Below are 21,936 nucleotides of genomic sequence, written 5' to 3'. Positions count from 1 at the left end.
TGGGCGTTTTTTATGTCAAAATAAATACGCGTTACTTTTACAAAAAAAGTTAGCGCTCTTTTTAACTGAGCTTTTCTGCCTTATTTGCCAATGGAGCTGAGACTGATCTCGCCAGAGTTTAAGGTGAAGGTTTGTTGTGGCGTAGCTACGACTAGCTGGCCTTCATCGGTAATATCTTTAGCAATACCGGAATACGTTTTTCCGCCTTGCGTAAAGCTGACATTTTGCCCTAAAACAAAAGAGCGCTTGCGATACTCAGTTAAGAAATCTTGCTTGGGTAATTGCGCTAATAGGTCAAAAAAGTGCCGCCAAATTTCATTGATTAATTGATTACGTTCAAAAGGTGGCGTACCCCCTTCGGCAAAAAGGGAAGTGGCTTTTTGTTGCAGGTCACTTGGAAAATCTTTTTGTGGAATGGCAAAGTTAAAGCCCATACCGATAATCACGTGGGAAATAATGCCAGACTCAAAATCGCTTTGGGCTTCTGAAAGGATGCCGCAAATTTTACGACCCTCCAAATAAATATCGTTGACCCATTTAATTTGTGGTTTGCGGGTTGTTAATTTTTCAATCGCCTGGCAAACAGCCACAGCCGCCAAAACGGTATACTGGGGTAATTCCGCAAAAGATTGGTTAGGAGTTAGTAATAAACTCATGTAAATGCCTTCGCCTTTTTGCGCGAAAAACGGGCGGTTAAAGCGGCCGTGCGCCGCTGTCTGCATATCGGCTACGACTAAAAAGGGTGCTTTAATACCACTAACTTGGGCAAGTTTGGCATCTTTCATCGTCGATTCCGAGATGTCTTTTGTCGCCACTGCTAAATCAGGTAAACCAGCGGCAATGGCTACATCATCCAAGCGATCTTGTGGTAAATAACGGTAACCTGTTTTTAAATGCTCAAAAGTATAACCGACTTTTTCCAATTCTTTAATTGCTTTCCAGACAGCAGTACGGGAAATAGCTAATTCTTGGGCAATTTTTTCTCCGGATAAAGTGGCGTTATTTTGTTTTAAAAGTTGTAATACGCGGTCTTTTGTCGTCAAGAAAAAACCTCCTATCTATTTTTATGGTCATATAAAAGATAAAGGATTAATGCTAAAAAAGAAACAAAAAGACAGCCAATTCGTATTAATAAAATCGTTGGGGACTCAAAATGCCGGTGATTCAGCACTTGGCTGAAGAAAAATAATAATAATAGCAGCAAAACGGCTAAAATTATTTTGTGGCGGTCCCACTTAATAAAAAAGGCAGCAATAATTAGAAAAAGTAGCACCGGTACCCAAAAAATGAGGCCGCTAATTTTCTCCATATAAAACACTCCAAATAAAAGATTCAATTTTTTGCTGTAAAGCCAGACAGCTTCAGCTTAATGCCAAAAGACTAACCGAGTTCATTTGGCTTTCCTATTGAACTATATTTTTTTGTAGAAAGTCACGAAAAAATTGTTAATAATTGAACAAGAGCGGCTAAGTTTTTTCAAAGGAAAAGAACTTGTTTCACCATTTTGAAAAGAATCAAATGAAAGAATGAATCTTTAACAAACTATTAAGGAAAGCCGTCGGCACTGGGAGAAACCATTGACAAAATGGTTTTTGGTCTGTATAATCGACAGAGCAAAAACTATCTGATGAAAAGAAGGAAGCAGGAACGATCTATTGTCCGTTTCGGCTTTACCATAGGAAAACAAAAGTAGAAAGGTCAATTTGAACGTTCTATCTTTTGGTTTTTTTTATGCCCAAAAGCCGCAAAAAATGCTTTTTGTTACGAAAGTTTAATATTTGTAATCTTTTTGTAACGAAAGTTGGATAGCCTTTTTGAAAGAAATTTTTGAGGGGTGAAGAGCTTGGCTGGACACGTAGTAAAATACGGGAAACATCGCGAACGTAGAAGTTACGCTAGAATCAGTGAAGTATTGGAATTACCGAATTTGATCGAAATTCAAACCGACTCTTACCAATGGTTTTTAGATGAAGGTTTACGTGAGATGTTTGAAGACATCTTACCAATTGATGATTTTAACGGTAATTTGTCACTGGAATTTGTTGATTACGACTTGAAGGAACCAAAATACACAGTTGAAGAAGCTCGCGCGCATGATGCAAACTATTCTGCGCCACTACATGTTACTTTGCGTTTGACAAACCGGGAAACTGGCGAAATTAAATCACAAGAAGTTTTCTTCGGTGATTTCCCATTGATGACCGAACAAGGTACATTCATCATCAACGGTGCTGAACGGGTTATCGTATCACAGTTGGTACGCTCACCAGGTGTTTATTTCCACGGTAAAGTAGATAAAAATGGTAAAGAAGGCTTTGGTTCAACTGTTATTCCTAACCGTGGTGCATGGTTGGAAATGGAAACAGACGCCAAAGATATTTCCTATGTACGGATTGACCGCACACGTAAAATTCCATTAACAGTATTGGTTCGGGCGTTAGGTTTTGGCTCCGACGATACAATTCTTGAAATTTTTGGCGAAAGCTTATCATTACGCAACACAATCGAAAAAGACTTGCATAAAAACGCAAGTGATTCTCGTACTGAAGAAGGCTTAAAAGATATTTACGAACGACTACGTCCAGGAGAACCAAAAACTGCGGACAGTTCTCGTAACCTTTTGAATGCCCGCTTCTTTGATCCAAAACGTTACGACCTTGCCAATGTCGGTCGTTACAAAGTAAACAAAAAATTAGACCTTAAAACACGTCTATTGAACTTAACGTTAGCTGAAACTTTGGTTGACCCTGAAACAGGTGAAATCATCGTTGAAAAAGGCACTGTTTTGTCTCACCAAGAAATGGACAAATTAGCACCTTTCTTAGATAACGGTTTGAATGCTGTTACGTATTATCCTTCAGAAGATGGTGTCGTGACAGAACCAATGACAGTTCAAGTGATTAAAGTATTTTCACCAAAAGATCCAGAACGAGAAGTTAACGTAATCGGTAACGGCTATCCTGACGCTTCTGTGAAAACAGTTCGCCCTGCAGATATCATTGCTGCTATGAGCTACTTCTTCAACTTAATGGAAAGTATCGGCAATGTTGACGATATCGACCACTTAGGTAACCGTCGGATTCGCTCCGTTGGTGAATTATTACAAAACCAATTCCGTATCGGTTTAGCCCGGATGGAACGTGTGGTAAGAGAACGGATGTCTATTCAAGACACTGAAACGCTAACACCACAACAATTAATCAATATTCGTCCAGTTGTGGCAAGTATCAAAGAATTCTTTGGTTCTTCTCAGTTGTCACAGTTCATGGACCAAACAAACCCATTAGGTGAGTTAACCCACAAACGTCGTCTATCAGCCTTAGGGCCTGGTGGTTTGACACGGGATCGTGCCGGCTATGAAGTTCGAGACGTTCACTATTCTCACTATGGTCGTATGTGTCCAATTGAAACGCCTGAAGGTCCAAACATCGGGTTGATCAATAGTTTGGCATCATACGCAAAAGTAAATAAATATGGCTTTATTGAAACACCATATCGTCGTGTGGACCGTGCGACTGGCCGTGTAACGGATCAAATCGACTATTTAACAGCCGACATTGAAGACCATTACGTGGTTGCCCAAGCAAACAGCCCATTAAATGAAGATGGTAGTTTCAAAGAAGAATTAGTGATGGCCCGTGCAACTTCTGAAAACTTAGAAGTAACGATTGATAAAATTGATTACATGGACGTATCGCCAAAACAAGTAGTTGCCGTTGCGACTGCATGTATTCCTTTCTTAGAAAACGATGACTCCAACCGTGCTTTGATGGGTGCCAACATGCAGCGTCAAGCTGTGCCGTTGATTAACCCTAAATCACCATGGGTTGGGACTGGGATGGAATATAAATCAGCTCATGACTCAGGTGCTGCTTTATTATGTAAAAACCCAGGTGTCGTTGAATTTTGTGATGCATCTGAAATTCGTGTTCGTCGTGAAGACGGGGCATTAGATGTCTACTCTGTTACAAAATTCCGTCGTTCAAACTCAGGTACTAGCTACAACCAACGCCCATTAGTAAAACTAGGGGAAGAAGTTGAAAAAGGCGATATCCTAGCTGACGGACCTTCCATGGAAAACGGGGAAATGGCCTTAGGACAAAACGTTTTAATTGGTTTCATGACTTGGGAAGGTTACAACTACGAAGATGCCATCATCATGAGCCGTCGTTTGGTTAAAGATGATGTTTATACTTCGATTCATATTGAAGAATACGAATCAGAAGCTCGTGATACAAAATTAGGACCTGAAGAAATTACCCGCGAAATTCCAAACGTTGGGGAAGATGCATTGAAGAACTTGGACGAAATGGGGATTATCCGCATTGGTGCCGAAGTAAAAGACGGCGACTTATTAGTTGGTAAAGTAACGCCAAAAGGTGTAACGGAATTATCAGCTGAAGAACGTCTATTACATGCTATCTTCGGTGAAAAAGCCCGCGAAGTTCGCGACACTTCTCTTCGTGTTCCTCACGGCGGTGGCGGTATCGTCCACGACGTGAAAATCTTTACCCGTGAAGCTGGCGACGAATTATCACCAGGGGTTAATATGTTAGTGCGCGTTTACATCGTGCAAAAACGTAAGATCCATGAAGGGGATAAAATGGCCGGTCGTCATGGTAATAAAGGGGTTGTATCCCGGATTATGCCAGAAGAAGATATGCCATATCTTCCAGATGGTACACCAATTGACGTGATGTTGAATCCTTTAGGGGTGCCATCACGGATGAACATCGGACAAGTATTGGAATTACACTTAGGGATGGCTGCCCGTCAATTAGGTATTCATGTTGCAACACCAGTCTTTGATGGTGCAAATGATGAAGACGTTTGGGCAACTGTTAAAGAAGCAGGTATGGCAAGTGATGCCAAAACTGTTCTTTACGATGGCCGTACTGGTGAACCATTTGATGGTCGTATCTCCGTTGGGGTTATGTACATGATTAAACTAGCCCACATGGTTGACGATAAATTGCATGCCCGTTCAATTGGACCTTACTCACTTGTTACCCAACAACCATTGGGTGGTAAAGCGCAGTTTGGTGGACAACGTTTCGGAGAAATGGAAGTTTGGGCACTGGAAGCTTACGGTGCAGCTTACACCTTGCAAGAAATCTTGACTTATAAATCAGATGACGTTGTGGGTCGTGTGAAAACATACGAAGCAATCGTTAAAGGTGAACCAATTCCAAAACCTGGTGTACCAGAATCCTTCCGCGTATTAGTGAAAGAATTACAATCATTAGGTTTAGATATGCGCGTCCTTGATATCGAAGATGAAGAAATTGAACTTCGTGACATGGATGACGATGATGATGATTTAATTACAGTAGATGCTTTGACGAAATTCGCCGAACAACAATCTGCTAAAGAAGTTGAACAGGCAGCTGCCGCTGAAGAAAAAACTGCAGAAGAAGATTTGAATCAAGAAATCGAAACTGCCGAAGACGTTGAATAAGCTTTAATTTAACGGAGCATTTGGCACTTTTCAGTCATCGACTGTCAAGTGTCAAAACTCCCTTAAAAGCTTACGTTTATATTCAGTTGCAACCCGCTAGAAATGAAATGGAGGGAACCCCTTTTGATCGATGTAAATAAATTCGAAAGCATGCAAATAGGTCTGGCATCTCCTGAGAAAATCAGAAGCTGGTCATACGGGGAAGTTAAAAAACCTGAGACCATCAACTACCGCACGCTAAAACCGGAACGGGAAGGTTTGTTTGACGAACGCATCTTCGGTCCTACTAAAGACTGGGAATGTGCTTGTGGTAAATACAAACGCATCCGTTACAAAGGCATCGTCTGTGACCGTTGTGGCGTGGAAGTAACACGCTCAAAAGTACGTCGTGAACGTATGGGTCACATTGAATTAGCTGCTCCGGTTTCACATATTTGGTATTTCAAAGGTATCCCATCACGGATGGGCTTAGTTTTAGACATGAGCCCACGGGCATTGGAAGAAGTTATTTACTTCGCTTCTTATGTCGTAATCGATCCAGGCGATACTTCACTAGAGAAAAAACAATTATTGACTGAAAGAGAATACCGTGAAAAACGGGAACAATACGGTCAAACATTCACTGCTGCGATGGGTGCTGAAGCAATTAAACAATTGTTAGACAGCGTTGACTTAGACGGCGAAGCAGCTGAATTAAAAGAAGAATTAAAAACAGCTTCTGGTCAAAAACGGACACGGGCAATCCGCCGTTTGGATATTTTGGAAGCATTCCGAAAATCTGGCAACAAACCAAGCTGGATGGTTATGGATGTTATTCCTGTAATCCCGCCAGACTTACGTCCAATGGTGCAATTAGAAGGTGGCCGTTTTGCAACGAGTGACTTAAATGACTTGTACCGTCGTGTGATTAACCGTAACAACCGGTTAAAACGCTTATTGGACTTAAATGCACCATCTATTATCGTGCAAAATGAAAAACGGATGTTACAAGAAGCCGTTGATGCATTGATTGATAATGGTCGTCGTGGCCGTCCTGTGACAGGACCAGGTAACCGCCCATTGAAATCACTTTCTCACATGTTGAAAGGGAAACAAGGTCGTTTCCGTCAAAACTTGCTAGGAAAACGTGTTGACTATTCTGGTCGTTCCGTTATCGTTGTTGGACCTTTCTTAAAAATGTATCAATGTGGTTTGCCAAAAGAAATGGCAATCGAATTGTTTAAACCATTTGTTATGAAAGAATTAGTCCAAAGAGAAATCGCTTCAAACATCAAAAATGCAAAACGTAAAATCGAACGCATGGAAGATGAAGTTTGGGACGTTTTAGAAGACGTCATCAAAGAACATCCAGTTCTATTGAACCGGGCACCTACTTTGCACAGACTAGGTATCCAAGCCTTTGAACCAGTCTTAGTTGAAGGTCGCGCAATCCGCTTGCACCCATTAGTGTGTGAAGCCTACAATGCCGATTTCGATGGGGACCAAATGGCTGTTCACGTACCGTTAAATGACGAAGCGCAAGCAGAAGCGCGGATGTTAATGTTAGCGGCACAAAACATCTTAAATCCAAAAGATGGTAAACCAGTTGTAACCCCTTCTCAAGATATGGTCTTAGGGAACTACTACTTGACGATGGAAGAAGATGGCCGTGAAGGTGAAGGTATGATCTTCCGCGATATGGATGAAGCTGTAACTGCATGGCGCAATGGCTATGTGCATTTACACTCTCGGATTGCGGTTAACCCAAGAACTCTAGGGGACAAACCATTCACTGAAGAACAAAAAAATCGTTTGATGGTAACGACGGTTGGTAAAGTTATTTTTAACTCCATTATGCCACCAGAATTCCCTTACCTAAACGAACCAACTGATTTCAACTTGACAATCCAAACGCCTGACAAGTACTTTGTTGAAGCAGGTACAGATATTCCAAGTTTCATCAAAGAACAAGAGCTCGTTGGACCATTCAAGAAGAAAAACTTAGGAAATATCATTGCAGAAGTCTTCAAACGTTTCAAAGTTACAGAAACTTCTAAAATGTTGGACCGCATGAAAGACTTAGGTTACAAACACTCTACTCATGCCGGTATCACTGTAGGGATCGCTGATATCATGGTTTTATCTGAAAAACATGACATCATTGAAAATGCCCACAAACAAGTAGAAACAATCACTAAACAATTCCGTCGTGGTTTGATTACAGATGATGAACGGTATGAACGCGTTATTGGTGTTTGGAATGCAGCCAAAGATGAAATCCAACAAAAATTGATGGAATCTTTAGATGCGAAAAACCCAATCTTCATGATGAGTGACTCTGGAGCCCGTGGTAACATCTCCAACTTTACGCAGCTTGCTGGTATGCGTGGTTTGATGGCCGCTCCAAATGGTCGTATCATGGAATTGCCAATCATCTCAAACTTCCGTGAAGGACTTTCTGTCTTGGAAATGTTTATCTCTACTCACGGTGCACGTAAAGGGATGACCGATACCGCCTTGAAGACTGCCGATTCCGGTTATCTTACACGTCGTTTGGTTGACGTGGCTCAAGATGTTATCATTCGTGAAGAAGACTGTGGTACCGATCGTGGTTTAGATATCAGCGCAATTCGCGAAGGCAACGAAATCATCGAATCCTTGGAAGAACGCTTAGTAGGACGTTATACACATAAATCTGTCGTAAATCCTGAAACGGGCGAATTAATTCTTGGTTCTGATGACTTAATCACCGAAGATATTGCACGTCAAATCGTGGATGCTGGGATTGAAACTGTTTCAATTCGCTCTGTCTTCACATGTAATACAAAACATGGTGTATGTAAACATTGTTATGGTCGTAACTTGGCAACAGGTGCTGAAGTTGAAGTTGGTGAAGCAGTTGGTACAATCGCTGCCCAATCAATCGGTGAACCAGGTACTCAGTTGACCATGCGTACATTCCATACCGGTGGGGTTGCCGGGGACGATATTACCCAAGGTTTACCTCGTGTCCAAGAAATTTTTGAAGCCCGTAATCCAAAAGGGCAAGCTGTCATCACTGAAGTTACAGGTGAAGTCATTGAAATCGCTGAAGATGCTGCAACACGCAGTAAAGAAGTGACAATCAAAGGTACGACCGATACACGGACCTACACTGTTCCGTATACAGCACGTATGAAAGTGACAGAAGGAGATTACATCCATCGTGGTGCACCTCTAACTGAAGGTTCTATCGATCCAAAACAATTGTTACAAGTTCGCGATGTTTTATCCGTTGAAAACTACCTATTACGGGAAGTACAACGTGTTTACCGTATGCAAGGGGTAGAAATCGGTGACAAACATATCGAAGTTATGGTTCGTCAAATGTTGCGTAAAGTTCGCGTAATGGACCCAGGTGATACTGAAATTTTACCAGGTACATTATTAGACATTGCCGACTTTAAAGACCAAAACTACAACACATTGGTTGCTGGTGGCGTACCTGCGACATCTCGTCCAGTGTTACTAGGGATTACAAAAGCATCATTGGAAACAAATAGTTTCTTATCTGCTGCGTCATTCCAAGAAACAACACGGGTGTTAACAGACGCTGCAATCCGTGGTAAACGTGACCCATTACTAGGCTTGAAAGAAAATGTTATCATCGGGAAAATCATTCCTGCTGGTACTGGTATGGCACGTTACCGCAATATGGAACCAAAAGAAGTTACGGTTGCTTCTGAAAATGTGTATAGCATTTCAGACATCGAAGCCCAAATGGCGGCAGAAGATGCCTTAAACAACCAAGACTAATGCGTTAGTATTAAAAGTCGCGGCAGAACGCTTGCGAAAATGCCGTTTATTTTTGGAAATGAGTCAGGACAAAATTTTTGTCCTGGCTCATTTTTTTGACTATAAGAAAAGTAGGATTGTCGTAGGAATAAATTGTCTTTTTTTCTAAGCCTGCTTGTACCACTAGAAAATGGGCAGGATAAATAAACCTTAGCCAAATCAGAAATTTAGCAGCTAGGTGTAGGATTTTTATAATCAATTTTTTGAAAATGAAGTTAAATTATGGAATTTTCAAAGTCACAAGTTTAAAAGATGCCGTCAAGGGAACTCCCATGCTAAAATAAAGAGAGCATGTATCGTTTTGTTAAAGTGTAGGACGAGGAAAAGCCCACAGCTTAAAAAAGGGATAAAGGGCAATCTGTCGCTATTTTTTTGCAGTATTTTTGCTACGATAAAGTACAAAAGTCCGAAACTACTGCTAAGAAAAAGCAGCATAGAAAATTGCCAGAAAGATAACCAAGGGCTCCACGCCAGCAATAATAAAAGGTCACCAACCCCCAATTTCTCACGGTAGTAATAACTAAAAAGCGCGGCAAATAGGAGACAATAAAGGAATGTCTGCCAATGAAAAGGCATCTTTAAATAAGACTGCCCAAGCCATAGCACAAGACTTGTTACCAAAAAGATACTGGTTTCTAAAATTTTGAAATAGTAGTCGGAAATACTCAAAAGCCAAGCAGAATATAGCCAAAAACAAGTGATGATCGGGTTTGCCGGCGAATAATTTAAGCATAAAGTAAAGAGCAGTCCGCAAGTAATTTCTGCAATAAGGTAATCAAAGGGGATTTTTGTTTGGCAGTGACGACAGCGTCCTTTTTGTAAGAGAAAGCTTAACAGTGGAATCAATTCCAACCAGCTAAGACGCGTGTTACACGCCTCGCAATGAGAGGGAGGAAAAAGTGAGCTATTTTTAGGCAGACGCGTCGCGAGAAGATAACCAAAAGAGCCAAAGCAACAGCCAATAATAAAAGTCATAACCATTCTCCTTTCAAAATAAATTACGCAAAAAATGTGTAACTTATTTATGAAAAAATATATGCTTTCACCAAAGCAAAAATTTTGTTTTAATGTTTTAAAATTAGCAGCTATTTATCAAAAGATTGGGAGTGTTCGTATGAAAAAAATCTGGATACCACTCATGCTAGTGGCATTATTTGTTTTAGCGGGGTGTAATAAGGCTATTCCTGCCGAAGAGGCGGGTCAGCTGTTCGTTGATCGCGTCGTCTATGACGACGATACGGAAAAATTTACAGAAAACTTTGCGAATGGAGAAGAATTGAATAAAGGCTTTAAAGAAAATGAGGCCAATTTCAAAGATAATTTTACAGCGGGGTTAATCAGTGTCGGTGATGCCGTTTCCAAAGATGAAGCCAATGAATTAACGGAATTATTAAATCATCAAATCAAAGAAGTTACCTCCTATGACGTAAAAGTAAAAGAAGCAGGTAAAATCTCCAATGTGACATATGAAGTGAAGGGTCTAGATTTTGCTGCCATCATGAAGGAAACTTCAAAAGGGATTACGCAAAAAATGATTGCAGATAATAAACTAGCCAACGATCAAAATAAGATTATTGAAGAAACGTTACAACTGTTAAGAGAAAATATTAAAACAGCTAAAGCCAAAGAAACAGCTGTTCCGATTATGATCGAAATGAAACCTGAAAAAGGAAAGTGGACTATTGTTAGAGGACAAAGAGACCAAATTAATAATTTATACTTTGCCTTTGTAGCGGGTGTTAAAGATCAAGAAACACTGACAAGTGATTGGAATAAAGCGATGGAAGAAGTCGCAAAAGAAGTACAAGCAGAATTGAAATGATCCAATGACCTCTTGTTAAAAAACAAGAGGTCATTTTTAAAACGGGGGATTTTCAGTAAAGATTCCGCAAATTTACTTATTTTTTAAAAGTATGACAAAATTTGAAATAACGCCAAAGAGTGTTTTGTTGTACTTTTTTCCGATTTCATACTATCATTTTAATGTAAACAATTTGAAGGAGGATGAAAAATGAAATTTGCAAAAACAAAAGAAGTATTAAACCAATTAGTGGCAGACTTAAGTCAAATGTCAATGGTTATTCACCAAACTCACTGGTATATGCGAGGACCTGGTTTCTTGACATTACACCCAATGATGGACGATTTCATGGATGATGTGAACGACCAATTAGATGAAATTTCTGAACGCTTAATCACATTAGATGGCGCTCCTTTTTCTACATTGAAGGAAATGGCTGAAAATACTAAAATTCCTGATGAAGTAGGTCGTTGGGACCGTTCAATGGAAGAACGCTTAGCTACTTTGGTTGAAGGTTACCGCTATTTGGCTGACTTATACCAAAAAGGGATTGAAGTATCTGGTGAAGAAGGCGACGATCCAACGCAAGACATCTTCATCGAATTCAAAACAGCAACAGAAAAACGCATTTGGATGATTCAAGCACACTTAGGCAAAGCGCCTAAAATTGATGCTTAATATTTAAATACTGTCTAAAAGATTCAGCGATGTATGTCGCTGGATCTTTTTTTGTTTAAAATCATGGAAAGTTAAAATAAAAAAACAGTTGCGATGTGCTATTAAAATCTATTTTTGTCTTTTTATTTTTTTGTCAAAATCAGATTTTTTGTATGAAATGTTATCAAACTTTCATTACCTAAAAAACTATTCAAGAAAGTAAATGATGATTGTGTGAAAAAACAGAAAAAAATCTCATTTAATCAGTAAAAATAGCCTTTATTTCCAGCCTAAATTACAATTATTTCATTTTTTTTAAGAAAAATTAAGAATATTTTGGTATAGATGAATTTCGTTGCGTTTTAAACAATGTCCTATTTTAAAAAATAGTTATTTTATAATTTTTATCAATAAAATAATGATAATTTAATTGCTAATAATTCATTTTTTGTTTGTTTTTCTTTGTAATATAACGGTTTTTCTTTAATGGAAATTAGTTAAACAAAACTAATTTTGGTTTTGAATAAATTTTGTCATTTCAATAATTATTATAAGATAATTGTCATTTTAAATAAAAAAAAATATAAAAACAGAAGAATTGCTGTGATATTATTTAGACCGTGAAGGAGGTGAATGAAAAAAGATGCGCTGTAAAATAAAATTTTTATTATTATTTACTATTTTACTTTCAACTGTGCCCAATTCAGTATTGGCGGCAGCACTAGGAGATGAAAATGGTAAAGAAGATACGACTGTTAGTAGTAGTGCACAAACTGTAGAGTCTACCTTTCTTGAAACAGACAAGAGCGAGACCACCGCTACGACACCACCTTTCAGTAGTGGTGAAAGTAATGTGGCAACTACGCTAGAAACCAATCCTACTAGCACAGCTACGACGACAAAAAGTCAGGAGCAAACAACTGAGGAAAGTAAAGATGTTCAAGTCAAAGAAAAAGTGCGCCCCCGTCTGGCAGCAAATGAGGCAGAAGTAAATACTTGGACGGCTTTTGTCAGTGCGGTTTGCGATGAAACAATTACAAAAATTAGTTTAACAGGCAGTTTTGAAAATCCAAGTGCCTCTGATTCCAACTTATCTAGTTATCAACGAAAAAATGATTTGGAGATTGATGGTCAAGGGAATCGCATCCATTTTAAAGATGCATCGATTCGATTGGGTAGCCCACAAAATGCGATTGGTAATTTCCATATGCACGATATTGTTTTGAATCAAAAATATGTTGGGGCTAACTCAGAAGATATCGTCGGGACACGTTTGAATTATACGTATGGTGCAAAATGGAAATATCGTTTTGGAAATGTTACGACAGAGCCTGGCGTGCAACGCTTGGCACGTGCCTCTCATTCAGAAGTAAGAGTATATGGCAAGATGAATATTGATACCCGCGCAGAAAATTTTTATTTAGGTAGCATGATTATGGAAGACGGTACCCAATATAAAGGAAACGTTAATTATTATAACTTCTCTGTTTTTTGGTATAACGTTGCTGCTAGTGCTACGTCAACAGGAGCATCACGAGAATTTACAATCGGCAATAATTGTCGCGTGGACGCAGGACAAACACAAACTTTAGGGAGAACTTATCCTGCGGTTTATAGTCATTATCTAGCATTAACGGTTGGTGAAAATAGTGTTTATAACGTAGACATGCCGGGAAATGCCGTTCGGTTTGATGATGATGGGGCTGGAATGACGATTAAAAAAGGTGCAATTGTTAACTTAACTAGTAAACAAGACTCAGGATCAGTTGTAGCATTTAGTAATAATAATACCTATTTAAATGCTGAGCCGGGGAGTTATTTTTATGTAATTGGCACGAGTAGCCAACCGTTAATTAATGTTTCAGCTAACGGCTTAGGTACCGGAAATGTTACGCGTACCGGGAATACCTTTACTTTAAATAGTCCCGCTCAATATGATTTGCGAAACTTAAACAATACAAAGAGTGCGGTGAACGTCGCGAATGGGAACCGTGCTGAGAATAATTTTTATATTTTTGATTCGGATATTGATTTGTGGAATGTGGGGGTGCCGGTTTTAGGGCCTTCTAGTGAAACGTATGCAAAAGTTCCAAGTTTGTCTGTTGCAGGTAGTGGTACAAAAGAAGTAGTAAGTACATCAGTGAGTGGTCTGCAGCAATTTAAACAAGCCAATTATCGGCGTATTTCAGGGATGAATCAGAATCCTAAAATTGAATGGACGCCGGTAACGGATGCAGATAAAACGATTGAAGGACGCGTCGTCATTGGGGAAGTGCCAGATAATAACGGGTTAGTTGATGGGGAGATCAAATATATTCCCGTGTATGCTTCAGAAAATCAAGCGCAGGTTACATTGACAGATACTTATGGGAATATTCGGAGTGATTTAGCCACGGATGCTAATGGGTATATCCGTTATAAAGAGACAAGTAATCCAGCTCAATTTCAAAAAGCTGGAGAAAAAATAACAGGTATTGCGAAAAGAGGCCCGTGGATAACACCGGCAGCTAGCGCAACTACAGTAATTGATGCTACACCACCAGAACCCGCTAAAGTCGATAATTCGGACGCCATCCAAAGTATTACGACAAAATTAACGGGCACTGGGGAACCTAATAGTATTATAACACTAACTGTTAACGGTCAACCACAGGCAAATACATCACAAGTAGTAAATTCCCAAGGAAAATGGGAACTTGATATTTCCAGCTTACAAATTACGCGAGGCGATGTTATCCAAATCTTTTTGCAAGATCAAAGTGGTTTAATTACACAATTAAGTGAGGATCAACGGCCAAGTACAAATAATGATATTGGCAACATTAATCCTAAAGAAGATTTAAATTATCGGGACGCCACATTTAAGGCAGCAACTAAGGTTATCGTTGTGGGAAATTTATCATTAGATACAGTGCCAGATAAACTTGAATTTGGGAGCAATAACATTTCTAATCAAACGCAAAGCTATCAACCAACAATAAACGGTAAGCTTGTGATTTCTGATACTCGTGGCGGTGCTAAAAAGCCATGGCGCTTAACGTTACATCAATCTGAAGCTTTAAAAAACGGTACAGTTTCATTGGAAGATGACTTATCTTACACTTCTTCGCTGGGGGAAAAACAAATTACAACAGCTACGCAAATTGTGGAATCTGGTAAATTTACAACCGATGGTAGCAAAGAAATTTCTGCGAATTGGACAGGAAATCAAGGATTTAAATTAACTGTTCCTGTTGAAAAACAACGCATCGGAGATTACACAGGCAAATTAGCATGGCAACTAGAGGATGTCCCAGGAAATTAGGTGATGAGATGAAAAAAATAATAATCAGCACTGTATTGACGGTATTGTTTGTTTTCACCACAATCCCCGTCTTTGCGGCAGAAAAAAACTATGATAGTAACAGTGTTACTTCTTTTTACGGTAAATATGAATATAAAAAGAATAAAGATGACAAAAAACCTGAAGTAATTTTAACGCCAGGCCCACAGACAACTAACGATGCAAGTTCGTTACCGACTTATAAAGGACAAGAAGTAATCATTCCAGTGACAGGGGATGTCTCCTATCAATTCACGACAATAATGGGTATTGCATTATTGGCGATGATTTTTTTCAAACTAAAAGGAGGCGGGTACACTGAAAAAATTCGAAATACTTAGTTTTCTTTGCCTACTATCCTTTAGTTTGATTGGTGGAATAAAAGCTTATGGATCTGATACTGGTACTCATATCAGATATCAAAGTAGTGAAGATACACTAATTAAACCACTAGATCCACTTTTACCAGACCCTGCAAAACCAGTAACACCAATCGATCCGACTGATCCAAGCGGGCCGGTCGCTGGGACAGGTGGCAGCCTTTCATTAGATTTTGCTTCTGGTTTTCAATTTGGCAATCAAGCAATTTCAACAAGAAACGAAACTTATTATGCTAAAGCACAAGAATATAGTGATTTTGATGGCGTAAAAAAGGTAGGCCCCAATTACGTACAAGTAACTGATATACGGGGGACAGGTAGTGGTTGGCATTTAGCGGTGAAACAGGCGACACAATTTCAAACGGCAGAAGGACAACTACTTACCGGTGCCGAAATTTCTTTTAGTCAAGGAGAGATGGTGTCAAACCTTGCGAATGATTTCGCACCAACCCCAGTTTCTTCCTATACGTTGCCGCTTAACAGTGAAATAGATGTAGTCGTTGCAAATCAAAATAAAGGGCTTGGAACATGGTTGTATCGTTTTGGTTCAGATGAAAAGACAGGGGCACAAGCTATCTCGTTGCATGTTCCAGGGAAAACAGTGAAGTACGCTAAAAAATATCAAACAGCACTAACATGGACATTAAAAGATGTTCCATAGCAAGTAATAAATAAAAAAATATTTAGAAAACGTTAGGAGTAATAGACATGAAAAATATCCGCTTTATGACAGTGGCAGCTCTAGCAGCTTTATCACTTTCTATGGCTGGTGGGTTGGTTTCTCACGCAGCTTCAGTAGCTTATGATTCAAACGGGGTGGTGGAATTTATTCCCAATCCAGATCCCACCAAACCAGTTGATCCCACCAATCCAGATCCTACCAATCCGGTTGAGCCAGTCGATCCAACAGATCCAGACGGTCCAAAACCTGGTACCGATGGCCCATTATCCATTGACTACGCTTCTTCTTTAGACTTTGGGATAAATAAAATTACCAATAGTGATCAAGTGTATTATGCACGGGCACAACAATATAAAGATGGGACAGCCGCAACGCCGAATTATGTGCAAATCTCAGATAATCGCGGGAATAACGCCGGCTGGACTTTAAAAGTAAAACAAAATGGTCAATTCAAAGCTGCAAGTGCGTTAAATGATACATTGACTGGTTCAGTAGTGAAATTAGTGAGCCCGACAGTTGCGAGTAATTCAACTGCGGTTCATCCAACCGCAGCCAGTGTGATTGAATTAAATCCAGATGCCAGCGAAAGTTTGGTTATGTCGGCTAAAGCAGGTGAAGGTGCCGGAACTTATGTTGATCGTTGGGGTAGTGTTGAGACTGTTAAAGAAACAGACAAAGATGGGACACAAGTAGATGCGCAAGTAACCAAAGCTATTACGTTATCTGTGCCAGGTAGCACACCAAAAGATGCGGTAAAATACAGCACGACATTAACATGGAGTTTGTCTGACGTACCAGGAAATTAATAAAAAAGGAGCAATTACAATGAAAAAAATTGGTTATTTATTTCTAACAACAAGTATTTTAGCAGGCGTGGTTCTAAGTGGTACGACAGCTTTAGCAGCCGATGGCGCCAATTATAATTCAAATGGGATTATTACGTTTACACCAAACACAGATCCTACCAATCCCGTTGATCCAATCAATCCAGTAGACCCAGTGGAACCCGTTGATCCAACAGATCCAGCTGGCCCAAATCCAGGAACTGCTGGCCCATTATCGATTGATTATGCTTCAAGTTTAGATTTTGGCTCGCAAAAAATTACGTCTAAAAACGAAGTCTACAAAGCAAAAGCGCAAAAATATGTGGACAAAGATGCCGTAGAAAAAACAGGACCTAACTTTGTGCAAGTAACAGACAACCGGGGGACAGAAGCTGGCTGGACGTTACAAATGAAACAAAATAATCAATTTAAAACAGCTGATAATGAAGAATTAACTGGGGCTGAAATTGTTTTTAAAAACGGCCATGTCGTAACGGCTTCTGATTCAGCAGCGCCTACCGGTCAAGCGACTATTATTGCTGATCCAAGTGGTGCTTTGCAAGATGTAATGTCTGCAACAGCAGGGCAAGGTGCCGGGACCTACTTACTAGATTGGGGTACAGATGCTACCACAGCAGCAGAAAGTATTGAATTAAGCGTACCGGGGGCAACAACGAAATACGCTAAAAAATATACAACCACCTTTACTTGGGTGTTAACTGACGCACCAGGAAATTAAGTTTTAAGACATGGGAAATAGAATAAAAAATTAAAATAAGACAAAATACCCGGACAATAGTAGATAAACGTGCTAAAAACGCTGTTTATGGCGTGATTTTTAGCATAGAGAAATGTCTCAATTGTTCGGGTAATCTGTTTTAATTACTAACTATTTTTTCATTGAAAGGATTATAGAAATGAAGGTAAAAAAAATAATCATGTTGCTAGCAGCCGTTTTTTGCTGTTTGTTATTACCACAGCCGAGTTTTGCCTCGGAGTTTAACTTTGCTGTGACACCAAAGACTTCTGCTAATCAAATTGATAAGACAAAGACGTATTTTGATTTATTGTTGGCACCAAACCAAGCAGATGAATTGTCCGTGTCATTGCGCAATGACACGGATCAAAAAGTAGTCGTAGAAGCTCAAATCAATAGTGCCACTACTAATGGCAATGGGGTTGTTGAATACAGCCAAAATGAGATTAAAGCAGATGAGACGCTGCAATATAATATTAAAGACTTTGTAAAAGCACCAAGTGAGATTAGCTTGGCGCCTCATTCTGCAGCGGAATATAAAATTAAAATACAGATGCCCAATGAGAAATTTTCTGGTGTAATTGCCGGGGGGATTACGTTTAAAGAAAAAGCCGCAAAGACAGATAATTCCACTGCCAAGCAAGAAGATAAAGGCTTAGCAATTAAAAATGAGTATTCCTATGTTGTGGCGTTATTGATGCGCCAAACTACAGATAATGGCGCGCCGGACTTGAAACTAACGAAGGTCGCCGCAGATCAGCGCAATGCACGAAATGTCATTCAAGGGAATTTACAAAATCCTAATCCTACCTATTTAAATCAATTAGCGACAAAAACAACGATTAGCAAAAAAGGCAGTGATACAGCACTTTATACGTCAGAAAAAAAGGCATGCAAATGGCACCAAATTCCAATTTTGATTTAGCTGTAGCATTAAATGGTGAAGCTTTAAAAGCCGGTAAGTATACCATGAAAATCGAAGCCTATGGGCAGCAAGATGAAAAAGGACAGTTTAAATTTATTGGAGATGGTCATAAAGAAACCAATTATCACTACCATTGGTCATTGTCAAAAGACTTTGAAATTAAAGCTGAAGTAGCCAAAAAATTAAACGACTCAGATGTCACCATCAAAAAAGACTATACCTGGGTATATATTTTAATCGGTATTTTATTGCTGCTCTTGTTAATTTTGTTCTTTATTATTTGGCGCAGAAAGAAAAATAAAGAAGATGATGAAGCAAAAAGTTCAAATTAGTCTGATTTTATTGTATGTCCTAGCAGTGACCCTGCTTTTTTTACCTTTTTTAAAGCAGGCATTGTTAATTTATCAAACCGATAATGTCACACTTAAAACAAGTCCTTTCCATACAAGTGAAGAAAGTGTGGCTTTAGAAGCTGTGCAGCCACCGGATTTAGCTGATGTTTTAGCATTTAAGAAAACGGCCGTCTTCAAAGAAAGCGGCGGGATAACATTACCGGCAGTAGGAATCAGCGTGCCTGTTTTTAACGGTGTGACCAACCAAGAACTATTAGTAGGCGCAGGTTCGCTTTTTCCAGAGCGCTCGCCACAAGATCATAATTTTGTCTTGATTGGTCATCATCTTGGGCGTGAAAACTTGCTGTTTGGCAAATTACTCCAGGTGAAATTAGGCGATAGCATTTATTTACGCTACGAAAATAATTTTTATCATTACAAAGTAAAGGAAACAAAACTCGTGCATCAAAGTGAACTACAAGTTCTGGATGATCACAACCAAACAGAGATTACACTAATCACCTGCGATAAACCAACGCAAACGCAATGGCGCTATGTGGTGTACGGCAAGCTGGTTCAAAATAATACCCAGTCGCAACTAAAGGCACAAATGGTAAAACAGGCAAAAACGATTACGCGAAAAAATCAGCAACAAAATCGCTGGTATGGCATCGGCGTTATCGTATCGTTTTTACTTTGCTTGGTACTGGGAATTATCATCATTAAAAAAATCAGTTCATAATTTTAGAAAAGGGGTGATGTAATGAGAAAAATGACGCGTTCGGTCTTTTTAGCAGTAGGGGCTTCAATTTTCTTGTTTTCAGAACACGCCTTAGCCAATACGGTTATTTATGATCCATTAGATCCGCATAATGCGATTACACCAATCGCAAATGAAGAACAAAAAATTGAAACCAATAACACTCACAAGACAGATGGAAAATTAGCATTGGAGAAAGAGGCAGACAGGTCACCTATCGTTGTCTCGCCAAAATCTGATAAAAAAATAATAGAGGCAAAAAAAGTGATGCAAGACGTAGTGCCAAAAGACGCTTATTTATTAGATAAACAACAGACAAAAAGTAAAAAAACAGCTGTCTTTCCAAGTGAGCCTTACTACTTATCACCTTTACAAGGGCGGAGAAAAAATCAAGTTTTAATGCTTAATGACGAATTTTTTGCCCCCATGGAAATCGCAGCGTTATTGCCAGAAGGAAATGCAACTGGAGGAGATGATGCCGACGAATGGACAGAAATTGCGCAAAGTGCCTATGTATTATCGGGGTTGGTATTGTACGGTCAAGGAAATGGAAAATTAGAAGCGAGAGTGAGTGATGACTTTGCTGGCTAATTTTTTAGCAAAAGAAGAGTGGCGTAAATATCAGCTCTTGAAAAAAGTAGAACGTAGCCCGTATTTTGCTTTAACAAAAAAAGAATTAATGGAAGAATTAGGAATTTCCAATTATGTATTAAAAAGCCTGATTGATCAGCTGATTTTAGATTTGGAACACTATCAGCTGGCACCAGAAATAAATCTTTTTGTCGAGGAACCTTTTTTGCAACTGGAAATTACCGGAAGTGCAAGTTCTGAAACGTTGTTAGAAAAATACGTGGCAGAATCAACGAGTTTTCAAATTTTAGCAGGGGCTGCTTTAGGGCAGTTCAAATCCTTGAATGATCTTTCCGAAAAAAAGTTGATCAGTTACCCAATTGCCCATAGCAATTATAAAAATTTGAATACGTATTTAAAAAATTTCGACATCACGATTGATAAAAAGTTTCGTTTAACCGGTAAAAGTGAAAAGAACGTGCGCTTATTTTTAACCGAGTTATTTGCCCGGATTTTTAAAAATGATCAAGATATTTATCCTGTGGCCGACCAAAATATGATTCAAACGAAATTAGAAGCGTTGGATTTAATCAAAATGACGATGCATCAAAAAATGAAGTTGATGCATTACTTACACGTAACCAATTTACGTATTCAGCAAAAAAAGTATGTAGAGTGGCAAGACTTAAGTTTTCTGTTGCCGGAAAATTTGGAAAAAGAAATGCAAACAGCCTTTTTTTATCGGGTTCCTTCGCAATACCGGGAGGATGAAGCGGCGGCGTTTTACTGTTATTACGGGGCGCGTTCCAAAGAGATCGGACTAACATTTGCACTTGCAGAAAGTCCACAGATCAATCAATGGAGTCAAAACTTACTTGCGCAATTAATTCAAACTTTCCCAAAATTGATCAAGGAAACGGAAAGTTTGGCTGGATTTTTGACCCGTAGCCGTTATTTACATTTTCAATTGTTAGAGACAAGCACGGCATTTGAAAGTATTCAGCCGGAAATAAACATTATTTATTTTCAGCAAAATTTTCCGCGCGTATTAGCATTTTGCAGGCGGTATATCAGCAATCTTAAGCAAACAGCACCTGATTTGTATCGCAAGAAAAAACAGCTTTTACTGCAGTATCTCTTTTTAATTTTGGATTCGTTTCCTAAAAAATTGATTTTGGAAACGATCAATGTGTATGTCGATTTTTCATACGGCAATTTGTACAACCAATTTATCGTAAAAAACCTCGATTTTTTTAAACAGATCGGCGCAAATGTTGTTCCGACAATCAAGGATGCGGATATTCTACTGACAGACTCACGGGAGTTAGGGCAGGATTACCAAAAAGATTGTGTTGTCTGGTTAGCACCGCCACGACCTTTAGATTGGGCCAACTTGGCTCAAAAGGTAATTCAAAAAAGAGAGGCCAAATACAATGGGGAGAATTTAACTGCCACAGGGACTGGTGGTACTTACAAATAATAGTAGCAAATTTTTTGGGGAAGTTTGCTACTATTATTTGTGCTTTTCAGCAGTAAAGAGGCCGCTAATTTTTACTAAAAAATTGATTGATTTCCTAAGATTATCACTGTTAAGAGACGTAAAATGGTAGAAATTAAGCTCAAAAGCTGCAGTTAGGGCAAAACATTTCTGCATT

Annotated in this window: 14 protein-coding genes and 1 pseudogene; 13 read left to right on the top strand and 2 right to left on the bottom strand. The window is 39.2% G+C overall.

Features of this window, described 5'->3' with window-relative positions; genetic code table 11:
• Window positions 1–80: 80 nt before the first annotated feature.
• Window positions 81–1,043 (bottom strand): biotin--[acetyl-CoA-carboxylase] ligase, encoded by a 963-nt coding sequence (locus K4422_RS11410; protein WP_206903190.1) that lies wholly within the window; start codon window positions 1,041–1,043, stop codon window positions 81–83.
• A gap of 800 nt (window positions 1,044–1,843) precedes the next feature.
• On the opposite strand from K4422_RS11410, the gene rpoB reads away from it, so the two are divergent.
• Together rpoB and rpoC are read left to right on the top strand one after the other, a co-directional pair.
• Window positions 1,844–5,458: a DNA-directed RNA polymerase subunit beta gene (rpoB, locus tag K4422_RS11405; RefSeq protein ID WP_230711185.1), complete on the top strand. Its 3,615-nt coding sequence runs from the start codon at window positions 1,844–1,846 to the stop codon at window positions 5,456–5,458.
• A 102-nt stretch (window positions 5,459–5,560) separates the two neighbouring features.
• Window positions 5,561–9,232 carry a DNA-directed RNA polymerase subunit beta' gene (gene rpoC, locus K4422_RS11400; protein WP_206903192.1) on the top strand — a complete coding sequence of 1,224 codons (3,672 nt, stop codon included), beginning with the start codon at window positions 5,561–5,563 and terminating at the stop codon, window positions 9,230–9,232.
• 297 nt (window positions 9,233–9,529) lie between these two features.
• Here the strand turns inward: rpoC and K4422_RS11395 are convergent, their stop codons facing one another.
• Complete coding sequence (locus K4422_RS11395) at window positions 9,530–10,246, bottom strand: prepilin peptidase (RefSeq protein ID WP_230711184.1); 717 nt, start codon at window positions 10,244–10,246, stop codon at window positions 9,530–9,532.
• 139 nt (window positions 10,247–10,385) lie between these two features.
• Here K4422_RS11395 and K4422_RS11390 point away from each other — a divergent pair, with 139 nt between their 5' ends.
• The 11 genes and pseudogenes from K4422_RS11390 (at window position 10,386) to K4422_RS11340 (ending at window position 21,761) form a co-directional block, all read left to right on the top strand.
• A complete protein-coding gene (locus K4422_RS11390; RefSeq protein ID WP_230711183.1) occupies window positions 10,386–11,093 on the top strand; it encodes a DUF5105 domain-containing protein in 708 nt (235 codons plus the stop codon).
• A 189-nt stretch (window positions 11,094–11,282) separates the two neighbouring features.
• The gene (locus K4422_RS11385; protein WP_230711182.1) at window positions 11,283–11,750 is read left to right on the top strand and encodes a Dps family protein; all 468 of its coding nucleotides are present in this window, start codon (window positions 11,283–11,285) and stop codon (window positions 11,748–11,750) included.
• 622 nt (window positions 11,751–12,372) lie between these two features.
• The gene (locus K4422_RS11380; RefSeq protein ID WP_230711181.1) at window positions 12,373–15,033 is read left to right on the top strand and encodes a WxL domain-containing protein; all 2,661 of its coding nucleotides are present in this window, start codon (window positions 12,373–12,375) and stop codon (window positions 15,031–15,033) included.
• 8 nt (window positions 15,034–15,041) lie between these two features.
• Window positions 15,042–15,392 (top strand): hypothetical protein, encoded by a 351-nt coding sequence (locus K4422_RS11375; RefSeq protein WP_230711180.1) that lies wholly within the window; start codon window positions 15,042–15,044, stop codon window positions 15,390–15,392.
• A gap of 25 nt (window positions 15,393–15,417) precedes the next feature.
• The gene (locus K4422_RS11370; protein ID WP_230711179.1) at window positions 15,418–16,092 is read left to right on the top strand and encodes a WxL domain-containing protein; all 675 of its coding nucleotides are present in this window, start codon (window positions 15,418–15,420) and stop codon (window positions 16,090–16,092) included.
• Window positions 16,093–16,139: 47 nt separating this feature from the next.
• Window positions 16,140–16,919, top strand: coding sequence for a WxL domain-containing protein (locus K4422_RS11365; protein WP_206903199.1), 780 nt, complete (start codon window positions 16,140–16,142; stop codon window positions 16,917–16,919).
• A 19-nt stretch (window positions 16,920–16,938) separates the two neighbouring features.
• The gene (locus tag K4422_RS11360) at window positions 16,939–17,676 is read left to right on the top strand and encodes a WxL domain-containing protein (protein WP_230711178.1); all 738 of its coding nucleotides are present in this window, start codon (window positions 16,939–16,941) and stop codon (window positions 17,674–17,676) included.
• A 178-nt stretch (window positions 17,677–17,854) separates the two neighbouring features.
• Window positions 17,855–18,951, top strand: a pseudogene (locus tag K4422_RS11355) (DUF916 and DUF3324 domain-containing protein).
• Window positions 18,926–19,693, top strand: coding sequence for a class A sortase (locus K4422_RS11350; protein WP_230711177.1), 768 nt, complete (start codon window positions 18,926–18,928; stop codon window positions 19,691–19,693). The pseudogene K4422_RS11355 and the gene K4422_RS11350 overlap by 26 nt, the downstream one beginning before the upstream one ends.
• 21 nt (window positions 19,694–19,714) lie before the next feature.
• Window positions 19,715–20,302 carry a hypothetical protein gene (locus K4422_RS11345; protein WP_230711176.1) on the top strand — a complete coding sequence of 196 codons (588 nt, stop codon included), beginning with the start codon at window positions 19,715–19,717 and terminating at the stop codon, window positions 20,300–20,302.
• The gene (locus K4422_RS11340) at window positions 20,286–21,761 is read left to right on the top strand and encodes a helix-turn-helix domain-containing protein (RefSeq protein WP_230711206.1); all 1,476 of its coding nucleotides are present in this window, start codon (window positions 20,286–20,288) and stop codon (window positions 21,759–21,761) included. The genes K4422_RS11345 and K4422_RS11340 overlap by 17 nt, the downstream gene beginning before the upstream one ends.
• Window positions 21,762–21,936: the final 175 nt, after the last annotated feature.

Source organism: Enterococcus sp. SMC-9 (assembly GCF_021011285.1).
In the GTDB taxonomy this organism is placed as follows: Bacteria; Bacillota; Bacilli; order Lactobacillales; family Enterococcaceae; genus Enterococcus_C; species Enterococcus_C montenegrensis.
Note: the sequence above shows the minus strand (reverse complement) of the source record. Positions and strands in the feature narration are given on the sequence as shown.